This is a genomic window from Anaeromicrobium sp., from assembly GCF_025210435.1.
Classification (GTDB): domain Bacteria; phylum Bacillota; class Clostridia; order Peptostreptococcales; family Thermotaleaceae; genus Anaeromicrobium.
Genome location: NZ_JAOART010000144.1, coordinates 22,726 through 33,711 on the forward strand (window position 1 = coordinate 22,726; position 10,986 = coordinate 33,711).

Below are 10,986 nucleotides of genomic sequence, written 5' to 3' on the forward strand. Positions count from 1 at the left end.
ATGAGAATTTGTATCATTGCAGAGGGGTCCTATCCCCATGTGGCAGGAGGTGTATCCACCTGGACCCAATCCCTAATAGAAAATATGAAGGAACATGAATTTATAATATATGCCATTGGAGCTGAAAGTAAAAGTAGGGGCACATATAAATATGAGATACCTTCTAATGTGGTTTCTATGGAAGAAATTTTTTTAGATGAGTTTTTAAACTTAAAGGGAGTATATGGTAAAAAGTTTAAAATAAGTGATTTAGTAAAGGATAATATAAAATCCTTAATATTAGGAAATAATGTGGATTTTAATATATTATTTGATTTTTTACAGGATGGGCAAGTGGATAATATAATGGATTTTTTCATGAGTAAGGATATATTTAATATAATAAAGGAAGCCTATCATATTAAATATAGTCTTATACCCTTTAATAATTTTTTTTGGGCTGTTAGGGCCATGATTATTCCATTATTTTTTCTTATAAAGAGAAATGTGCCAAAGGCTCACATTTACCATAGTGTATCAACAGGGTATGGAGGCATTATGGGAGCCCTTGGAAATTATATTTATAATACTCCTTTTATATTAACTGAACATGGCATATATACTAGGGAAAGGGAGGAAGAAATAATAAAATCCAATTGGATAGAGGGATATTTTAAAGACATGTGGATTAAGTTTTTCTATAACCTATCCCATTGTGCCTACAACAAGGCAAATAGGGTAATATCCTTATCTGAAAAAAATAAACATATGCAAGTTGAAATAGGTTGCCCTATGGAAAAAATACATGTTATCCCAAATGGAATAGATGTTAGCAAATTTAGTCATATACCTGGGAAAGATACAAATCATAAACACATAAATATTGGAGCAGTCCTTAGGCTAGTGCCTATTAAAGATGTGAAAACTATGATAAGGGCCTTTTACATGGTAAAAGAGGAAATAAAAAATGCAAAATTTTATATAATGGGTCCCACCGATGAAGATAAGGAGTATTATAAGGAATGTGTAAATCTAGTTAAAAACTTAAACCTAGAAGATCTTATATTTACAGGAAGAATAAATATAAAGGAATATTTGGGAAAAATGGACATACTAGTTTTAAGTAGTATAAGTGAAAGCCAACCCTTAGCCATATTAGAGGGATTTGCATGTAGAAAACCCTTTGTATCTACAGATGTGGGAAGCTGTAAGGAACTCATATATGGAGAAGATCATTATGGACAGGCTGGATTTGTAGTACCCCTTATGAACTATGAGAGATTATCCAAGGAAATAATTAAACTTTGTAAAAATAAGGATTTAAGGTTAAGAATGGGAACTAATGGATATGATCGAGTGGTAAATTTATACACTTTTCATAAATTTATTAAGGAATATAAGGACCTATACAATAGTTTTAGGATGTGATGGATTGGCCGGAATAGGTTTTGAATTAAAGAAGTTGTTTAATAAGGAGGGCTTTTTTAACTTAATCAAAGCATATTTATATTCTACCCTGGTGACGGTAGGGCCTTTCATATTGTGTACATCCATGATTATAACAATACAAATAATACTTAAATATTTAAATATGGATTTTTTAGAGAGGGAAATTTTTTTGGCAACGGTAGTCTATAGTTTTATATTTTCTCAAATTATTACTAGCGGTTTTTCCATGGTAATAACTAGATATGTGGCAGATAGACTATATGAAGAAGAGTTTGATGAAATATTACCATCTCTATACGGAATAATAAGTATATGTATAGTTATAGGAGGATTAATAGGTATTATATTTTTATATGGATCTCCTATAGGCTGGAAACTAGCACTTGCATCCTATTTATTATATATTCAATTAATCATAATGTGGGTTGAAACAGTGTATTTGACTGCCTTAAAAGATTATATTAAAATATTTAAATCATATGTGACAGGTGTCATAATTGCCATTGTACTTTCATATATGTTACTTAAAAGATCCAATTATAAGTCTGCTTTAGGACTCTTGATTGCCATGGATATGGGCATATTTATCATAATAACCTTTTTAATGGTATATATAAAAAGCTTTTTTAAAAGTAGCAACAATAAATATTATGAATTTTTAACATATATGGATAAATATCCAGAACTATTTTTTGTAAATTTTTTTTATACTTTATCTTTGTATATACATAATTTTATATTTTGGAATAGTCACATGGCTGTAACTATTGTGGATACATATAAATACTGTCCATCCTATGATGTACCAACCTTCTATGGATTTTTATCAATAATTCCTGCCATGGTAATATTTGTAGTATCCATTGAAACTTCCTTTTATAAGAAGTATAGAGAATATTATTCTTTAATAAGGTCAGGTGGCAATTTATCCGAAATAGAAAAGGCGAAAAATAATATGGAAAGGGTATTATGGGAAGAAGTGAGAAATCTCATGGAGGTTCAAATCTTTTTTTCTTTAATGGGAATTATACTTGGAAATATGTTTTTGCCTAGATTAGGATTAAATCATTTATCTATAGATATATTCAACATATTAGCCCTAGGAGCCTATGGAAATGTAGTATTTTTAATTATAATATTACTACAATTGTACTTTGAAGATAGAATGGGAGCCCTTGTAATTTCAATTGTTTTCATTACTACAAACACCTTATTTACAACGGTGTCCCTTAAATTAGGTGAAAACTTTTATGGACTAGGATTTTTCTTATCTGCCTTTATGAGTTTAATAATAAGTTTATTGAGGCTTGAATATTTTTTAGATAATATAAACTACTACACTTTCTGCTCTCAGCCAATCATGTATAAGGAAAGAAGAGGTGTATTTTATAAAATACTTAAATTCTTTGGACATATAAATGAAAAATAGAAGCAGATAACTACTTCTATTTTTTACAGATTATTATATTTTTAAATTATCTAAAAGATAATATGTGCCATTAAAACAATAACAGGTAGAGTGATAAGGGTACGTTCTATGAATATTATAATCAAATCCTTTAGTGAAACAGGTATCTTTGATCCTAATAAAAGACCTCCAACTTCAGACATGTATATTAATTGGGTAACTGATACACATGCAACTATAAATCTAGTCATATCACTTTTTATACTAGTGGCTATAACTGATGGTAAGAACATATCTGCAAAGCCAACTACTAGAGTTTTAGATGCTTCAGCTGCTTCTGGAACTTGAAGTAACTTTAGTAGGGGAATAAATGGAAGTCCTAACCAAGTAAATAAAGGTGTATATGTGGCAAATATAAGGGCCAACGTACCCATAGCCATAACTACTGGGGTTACTCCTAACCACAAGTCTAATACATTTTTGATTCCAGAATTGAAAAATTCTGTTGGATCAACATTCTTAGAAGCCCTTTGGGTAGCATTTTTAAGACCCCAAGTGAAACTTGTATAACCCTTTGGAATTGATTCTGTATCATTGTTTTTTGTACCACCAAAGTAAGTATCTGGTTTTCTAGATAGGGGTGGTATACGTGGTATAATTATTGCGGCAGTTACACCTGCTAATAATATTGTTAAATAATAGGGAACAAATAAATGCTGAAGATTTACTTGAGCAATAACTACTAAACTAAATGTGATGGAAACGGCAGAAAATGTAGTTCCTATAACAGCTGCTTCCCTTTGAGTATAGTAACCTTCTTCATATTGCTTACTTGTAAGAAGGACACCTACAGTTCCATCTCCTAGCCATGATGCAATACAATCTATGGATGAACGCCCTGGTAATGTGAATATGGGACGCATTATTTTAGTCAATAGGCAACCGAAAAATTCAAGCAACCCAAAATTTAATAATAAGGGTAAAAATAAACCTGCAAATAGGAAAACGGCAAATAATACAGGTAATAAGTCGTTTAATAAAAGTCCTCCCGTATCACCTGACCAAATCCACTGTGGACCTACTTGGAATAAAGTACATAGGGCAAATACTGCACCTAGTATTCTTGCAATAAACCATAGGGGAGATACATTAAAGAGTGTGTTTAAAAACTCATTGTCTTCTATAGCCTTTGGCTTTAATATTTTAGCTCCTAGAGTACCAATTAATGTAATACTTATTAATGTGGTAGTTATTCCCGGTAATAGGGACCCTAAGGAAGTATGTACAAATCCTGATAATATGGCTATGGGAATTGTAATATTTCCATTATATGAAATAGGAGTCATAAAAAGTAATATTCCTATTAAGGACGGGATGATAAATTTTAATAAACCATTAGATGATTCTTGATTATTTAGTGATTTATCCATGTTAAAGCTCCTTTCAATTATTATGCGAGACTTTATTCATTATAATGCATAAATATAAAAAAGCCAATAGTTTTTATACAAAAAAAGTAAAAAAAATATGGAAATTCAGTAATGTGTATAAGTAATAGAGCAAAATAAAGCCAGTTCCCCCATGATAAATGCATATATAAATAACCAGGAGTTTTTCCTGGTTATTTTGGGTAGACTATTATTTATTTTCCATAGGATTTTATAACTTCTACTATAGTTTCTACGGCCTTATCCATATGTTCTACACATAGGGTTTCAAATTTACCATGGAAGTTAAAACCACCTGTGAATATATTAGGAGTTGGAAGTCCCATATAAGATAATCTTGCTCCGTCAGTACCCCCTCTTATAGGTTTAATAATAGGTTTTACACCTACAGTTGCCATAGCCTTTACTACGGAATCAACTATATGAATTACGGGCACTATTTTTTCTTTCATGTTAAAATATGAGTCTGTTAGGACAAGTTCAACTGTACCAGGACCATATTTATCATTTATAAATTGGCAGGCCTTCTCAATTAAAACTTTTTTACTAAGGAACTTTTCCATATCATGATCTCTGATTATGTATTCCATTTTGGTCAATTCAACGGTTCCTGTAAATTCATCAAGGAGGAAAAAGCCTTCGTATCCTTCTGTATATTGGGGAACTTGAAACTCTGGAAGGAGTCTATTTAATTCCATACCTATTAATATGGAATTTTTCATCTTTAACTTTGCTGAACCAGGATGTATATTAACACCATGGACTTTAATAGAAGCAGAAGCTGCATTGAAGTTTTCATATTCAATTTCTCCAATAAAGCCTCCATCTATAGTATAGGCAAAGTCAGCTCCAAATTTATCCACATCAAACTTATCTGCACCTCTGCCAATTTCTTCATCTGGAGTAAATGCGATTTTAATATCTCCACGTTTAATTTCAGGGTTATTAATAAGATATTCTATTACAGTGATTATTTCTGCTATTCCAGCTTTGTTATCAGCTCCAAGCAATGTGGTTCCATCTGTAGTAATAAGAGTTTGTCCCTCATAATCTTTTAGATAAGGAAAATCTGATACCTTCATAACAATATCTAGTTCCTCATTTAAAACTATATCATTACCATCATAATCTTCAATTATATTAGGCTTAACATTCTTACCAGAAAAATCAGGACTTGTATCAAGATGGGCGATTAAACCAATAACAGGTTTATTCTCCACATTTCCCTTTAGAGTTCCCATAACATAACAATTATCATCCACATGGGCATCTTCTATTCCTATGGACTTTAACTCATCTACCAATATATTTGCCAAATCAAATTGACTTTTAGTACTTGGTATGCTTTCTGAATTATCATCTGATTTTGTGTTAACTACTGAATATCGAAGAAATTTTTCATAAGCTCTTTCCATTGCTACTAGCCTCCTCATTGATTCATATATATAAATGAGGTTATCTCATAGTAGAAATAATTTCTATATGATGATAACCTCTTTGTATTCTTTAAACTAATGCTTGAACTAATAGCATAACTGCTGAGAATCCTGCAATTATACCCATTAGAGGCATAATGAACTTTAACCATTTGTCATATGTTACATCTACCATTGAAAGTGTAACTAATATAAGACCTGTTGGTGTAATAAATGCCATTAAACCTTGTCCATATTGATATGCACTAACTATAACGTCCCTTGGTAATCCAACTGTATCAGCAAGAGGTGCCATAATAGGCATTGACAATACGGCCAATCCTGATGAGGATGGAATGAAGAATCCTAATACACAGAATATCAATAACATTAATATGGCAAATATACCACCATTCATTCCAGAAACAATATTAGTTGCACCATAAAGAATTGTGTCAGAAATTAAACCATTATCCATGATTAGGTTTACTGCACGGGCAACACCAATTGTCAATGCAACTCCCACAAGATCAGCAGATCCTGCAACGAAGTTTTCAACGGACTTCTTTTCACCCATTCCTGAAACTGCACAAATACCTATTCCCACTGCAAGGAATAAAGTAGTCATTTCCATGAACCACCAATCTTGAGTAGAAACTCCCCAAATCATTACAACAAAAGCAAGGGAGAATATTAAAAGCATAAGTTTACGTCTTAAAGTAAACTCTGGAATTTCTCTATTTACATGTACGAATTTCGCTTCTATTTCAGCCTTTTGATCATAAATAAGTGAAGCAGAAGGATTTTTCTTTATCTTTTCAGCATATCTAATAATATATACAATTGTTATAATAGTAGCAAGTACAAGACCTGTACCTCTAAACCACATACCATCCATAAATGATATTCCTGCAGCGTTAGATCCCATTACAGAAGAGAATGGATTAACTGTTGAGAACATGGTACCAATAGATGATCCCATATATAGGGCTGCTATACATACGATGGCATCATATCCTGCAATCATGAAAACTGGAACAAGGATTGGATATAGGGCTATAGTTTCTTCTGCAAGACCAAAAGTAGTTCCACCTAAAGAGATTAGGAAAGTAACGATTACAATAAGTAAGTACTCTCTGCCCTTTGTTGCACGTGAAAGACTTGCAAATCCAGCATCAAAGGCACCACTACTATTTAGGACACCTATTATACCACCTATAATAAATACGAACATAATAATATCAACTGTGTCATAAAGACCTTGAATTGGTGCTTTAATAATTTCAAATGGTCCTTGAGGCTTACTTTCTAGTTCTTCATAAGTACCAGGGATAGCAACTGCTTTATAAATACTTCCATCAGTAAATTTATTAATATCTACCTTAACTCCAAGTTCATCCAAACTAGCTTGTGCACCTGGATATTCTTTAGTAGATCCGTCTGGTGATGTTACTACAAACATTTGTGAACCATCATCATATACAAGTTTTGCATAGGATCCGGCTGGAACTGTATAAGTTAAGATTGATGCAAAAATTAAAACTATAAAAAGTACAGTATAAGCCGTGGGAAAACTTCTTTTCTTCTTTTTTACTTCAGTTGTCATAATATACCTCCAATATGTAATTAATCCTAAAATTATGCCATTAATTTTTTATCTATAATTCTATCTGCCCCCATTCCATTAGATTCTATTTTAATAACTTTAATATTGCACATGAATAGACTTCCATAGCCTTTTTCATTTCATCCAATACTATATATTCATTTGGTTGATGTTCAGTCTCCTTAGATGAAGGAAATGTTGCTCCAAAAGCTACACAATTATCCATGGCTCTAGCATAGGTTGCTCCACCAGATGAACGGGGTAAGTTCTTTGTATCTCCTGTAACCTCCACATAAGCTTCCATTAGCTTAGTTATGATTTCAGAATCTAGGGGAGTGTATATGGACCTTAAATAATCGTTTTCTTCAATGGTAAAACCATAATTTTGAGCAACTTCACTTAATTTAGTTAAAACGAATTCTTTATCCACACTTACAGGAATTCTCATATCAATGCCTAAAGTCTCATTATCTTCATCAATATTTATTTTTCCAACATTAAATTTTAAATTTCCAGATGCTTCATCCCTACATTCACCAAAGATCTTAGTGGCAAAGGCATCTTCTGAAATATTGTCAACTATGAAATCAATGGCTTTTGATTTTAATCCCATTTTATTCATACCAATTAAAAGCCTGCATATGGCATTAATACCCTTTTCAGAATCCTTAGCATGGACGCTCTTTCCAACAACAGTTACCTTATCTTCATCTTTTTTATGATCAAAATTTAATTCTCCTAGACATTTTGCTAAAGAATCTGAATCTTTAGTTTTATAGGAAATTTTTGAAGGAACTGAGTTATATGCATCTCCTCCCTCTAGACGAATAGAAGTTTCATTTTTTGTAATTAAGTTTACCTGTAAAAGTCCCTTTTCTGCATAGGTCAATGGGAAATTTGAATCAGGAGTGAATCCATAGTCAGGAGTCTTTTCTTTTTTATTATATTCATTAATACCTCTCCAAAGGTTTTCTTCGTCAGTTCCATATATAAATCGAATTTTCTTATTGATTGTGATGTTACTGTCAATTAAAGCTTTAAGAGCATACATGGCACATAGGGTAGGCCCCTTATCATCTTGAGTTCCCCTACCGAATAGTTTACCTTCCTTAATTACAGGATCAAAAGGTTCTGTGTTCCATTTTTTTAAATCTCCAGCTGGAACCACATCTAGATGGCCTAAAATACCAATCATTTCATCACCATCTCCATAGTCTGCATAACCATAATAACCATTAGGGTCATAATAGGTGCTAAAACCTAATTTATCAGCTATGGCTAAAATTTCTTTTAAGGACATATCTATATTCTTACCAAAGGGATAAGAACTGTCATCATCCTCATAAACGCTAGGGATTCTAATTAATCCTTGAAGGTCTTCAAGGAATTCATCAAAATTAAGTTCCATTTTTTCTTTTAATATTTTCATAATCAACCCTCTTTTAAGTATTTATTTACACATAAATTTTATATGAAAAATAAATAAAAATCTGTAGTATAAACTACAAATATGTCTAAATGAAAAAATAATCAGAATAGTATTCTGATTATTCTATAGGTATATTAGTAAGTTTCTTTAGACCATTAATATCTTTAATTATTATTTTCCTATCCCTAATATCTATAAGATTTTTATCTTTAAATAATCGTATTCCATTAGTAACGGTGATTCTATTAAGGCCTATCCTGTGGGCGATTTCCTCATGGGTAAATATAATACTTATATTATTATTAGAGTTTATATTTTCCGTATAATATAGCCTTACAAAGAAATCTGCCAATTTTCCAAGGGAATCATTAAATTGCAAATTAGACAATTCTAGCATAATCATTCTGTACTTTTTTATTATACTAGTTAAAAAATAATTGTACATTTCAGGATGTTCTTTTAATTTAGATTCTACTATTTCTCTACTAACCACAGATACTTTCCCTTTTGTTAAAGCCTTATTCACAACAAAGGCCCTATTTTCATCAAAAAAGTCAATTTCTCCGAATATATTTCCTTCAATTATCCTGTAGAAAAATATTTCGTCACCATTTTTAGAATACATGGCATGATTGAGCTCGCCTTCAAGGACTATATAAATATTATCAGGATGGCTAGGGTTAATAATCTGGCCTTTGCTAAAAGTTTCAACTTTACCATAGGCTGCTAAATTATTTATAAAAAAGGTATCCATTTTTTTCTGGATAACCTGGTCAAATATTTTTTTATACATAAATAGTTCTCCTTAACTGGGGCATTTTCATAATTGGAAAGTTATTGATAAAATAAATTCATCATATATTTTATCATTGCCATAATATTCTTTCAAGAGGATACGATTTATCCTCATAGACTCACATAAAGCAAGTTCATAATAAATAAATCTATATTAGTAAATTATTTTTCAATGAAAAACTAGTGAGAGTATAGGATTCTCACTAGTTTTTATTCAAAATAGAATCTATTGAATCTTTTGTTTTTACGATGAAATCGTCTTTGGGGTTTAATTTCATTGCTGCATCTATGAATTCTTTTCCACTTTTAAAATCTCCTATACTGGCATAAGAGCCAGCTACTATGGCATAGGCATAGGCAATATTTTCCTTCTTGTTCAAATATGGTATAGCCATACCCATAGATTCTATGGAATCAAAATATTTATTTAGCATATATTCAGCTTGTCCTTTTACGAAATACAAGGAAGATGATTTAGAATCATATTCTAAACCCATAAGGGTATATTCCAATGATTTATTATAGTTTTTTAGATTCAATTCTTTAGAGCCTAAGAGGCTATAATAATAGGCTATTTCTTCTTTTATATTATATTCTTTAGGATAAATATAAAATTTATCTTCTTCCATTACTAAATCCATAGGAACTTCATTCTTTTTTATTTCTTTATTAAGAGAAAAGTCACAGGTGTTTTTTATTTTAAAGAAAAGAATCCTGTCATAAAGCACATCCTTTTCTTCATCCACATAGGGCTCTGTCTTTGAGTCTAGATCACAATCTACTAATGTATAGTTAGAGTAGATTTTACTTTCTAAATTTTTAGCTAAAGTATAATCTTCTAAAGTAACATGATTCCTATATTCCTTGCTAAAAAGTTCATAAGCCTTCTTGTATTCCTTATTGTTTATATAGTCAAAATATTGAGATATGAAACTTTCTGCCTGTTCTTCCACACTAGGACTATGGGCTATAATTTCAGAGTCTACCAATATATTATAAAGCATATAAACTAAAACACCATTTGCACACAAACATAATATTAATAATAATGTTAAACTTAATTTTTTTTTCTTTCCCATAAGAACACTCCTCTAGATGACAGTATACTTAAAATTATTCCTAAAAAGCAAAAGATATTTTAACTATTAGGAAAATGGACCTGATTATATTATATAACGTATATGGTCTTGAGAGGAGATAAATATCATAATTATTTATAGTTAGGCATATGAATCTAGATTTTGTAGCAATAAATTAATTTTATACAAAAATGTTTTTGGTAATTAAAGGGTTTGTTGGATTAGGTTAGCCGTCTTTCGTTAAAACCAAGAAATCTATAGATTTCTGGTGTATAAACTTGCTTTATGTGAGCCTATTTCAGGAAACTATTGAAAATCTTTTCCACCCAAGTCCTTGTCACAAGCGAAAGTGTGAATCTTCGTATATAGGTTCATGTG

The 10,986-nt window shown here is 31.1% G+C and carries 8 protein-coding genes; 2 read left to right on the plus strand and 6 right to left on the minus strand.

Annotation, left to right across the window (positions count from 1 at the left end; translation table 11 throughout):
- Both pelF and pelG read left to right on the plus strand, forming a co-directional pair.
- Positions 1–1,407 carry a GT4 family glycosyltransferase PelF gene (gene pelF, locus N4A57_RS17575; RefSeq protein ID WP_293659391.1) on the plus strand — a complete coding sequence of 469 codons (1,407 nt, stop codon included), beginning with the start codon at positions 1–3 and terminating at the stop codon, positions 1,405–1,407.
- A 4-nt stretch (positions 1,408–1,411) separates the two neighbouring features.
- Positions 1,412–2,857 carry an exopolysaccharide Pel transporter PelG gene (pelG, locus tag N4A57_RS17580; protein ID WP_293659392.1) on the plus strand — a complete coding sequence of 482 codons (1,446 nt, stop codon included), beginning with the start codon at positions 1,412–1,414 and terminating at the stop codon, positions 2,855–2,857.
- Positions 2,858–2,907: 50 nt separating this feature from the next.
- On the opposite strand, the gene N4A57_RS17585 is transcribed toward pelG, so the two are convergent.
- From N4A57_RS17585 to N4A57_RS17610, 6 genes are all read right to left on the minus strand, one after another.
- Complete coding sequence (locus tag N4A57_RS17585) at positions 2,908–4,266, minus strand: YjiH family protein (protein ID WP_293659393.1); 1,359 nt, start codon at positions 4,264–4,266, stop codon at positions 2,908–2,910.
- A gap of 212 nt (positions 4,267–4,478) precedes the next feature.
- Entirely contained in the window at positions 4,479–5,699 is a 1,221-nt protein-coding gene (gene pepT / locus N4A57_RS17590; RefSeq protein ID WP_293659394.1) for a peptidase T, read from the minus strand.
- Positions 5,700–5,790: 91 nt separating this feature from the next.
- Positions 5,791–7,305, minus strand: a complete 1,515-nt coding sequence (locus N4A57_RS17595) for a YfcC family protein (protein WP_293659395.1) — start codon at positions 7,303–7,305, stop codon at positions 5,791–5,793.
- Positions 7,306–7,390: 85 nt separating this feature from the next.
- A complete protein-coding gene (locus N4A57_RS17600; protein ID WP_293659396.1) occupies positions 7,391–8,734 on the minus strand; it encodes a M20 family metallopeptidase in 1,344 nt (447 codons plus the stop codon).
- A gap of 118 nt (positions 8,735–8,852) precedes the next feature.
- Entirely contained in the window at positions 8,853–9,527 is a 675-nt protein-coding gene (locus tag N4A57_RS17605) for a Crp/Fnr family transcriptional regulator (protein ID WP_293659397.1), read from the minus strand.
- A gap of 205 nt (positions 9,528–9,732) precedes the next feature.
- Complete coding sequence (locus N4A57_RS17610) at positions 9,733–10,608, minus strand: hypothetical protein (RefSeq protein ID WP_293659398.1); 876 nt, start codon at positions 10,606–10,608, stop codon at positions 9,733–9,735.
- Positions 10,609–10,986 lie beyond the last annotated feature (378 nt).

Bases quoted from the DNA above. Each gene is read 5' to 3' on its own strand.
- pelF (WP_293659391.1), top strand. From the start codon at position 1: ATGAGAATTTGTATCATTGCAGAGGGGTCCTATCCCCATGTGGCAGGA.
- N4A57_RS17585 (WP_293659393.1), bottom strand. From the start codon at position 4,266: ATGGATAAATCACTAAATAATCAAGAATCATCTAATGGTTTATTAAAA.
- pepT (WP_293659394.1), bottom strand. From the start codon at position 5,699: ATGGAAAGAGCTTATGAAAAATTTCTTCGATATTCAGTAGTTAACACA.
- N4A57_RS17595 (WP_293659395.1), bottom strand. From the start codon at position 7,305: ATGACAACTGAAGTAAAAAAGAAGAAAAGAAGTTTTCCCACGGCTTAT.
- N4A57_RS17600 (WP_293659396.1), bottom strand. From the start codon at position 8,734: ATGAAAATATTAAAAGAAAAAATGGAACTTAATTTTGATGAATTCCTT.
- N4A57_RS17605 (WP_293659397.1), bottom strand. From the start codon at position 9,527: ATGTATAAAAAAATATTTGACCAGGTTATCCAGAAAAAAATGGATACC.
- N4A57_RS17610 (WP_293659398.1), bottom strand. From the start codon at position 10,608: ATGGGAAAGAAAAAAAAATTAAGTTTAACATTATTATTAATATTATGT.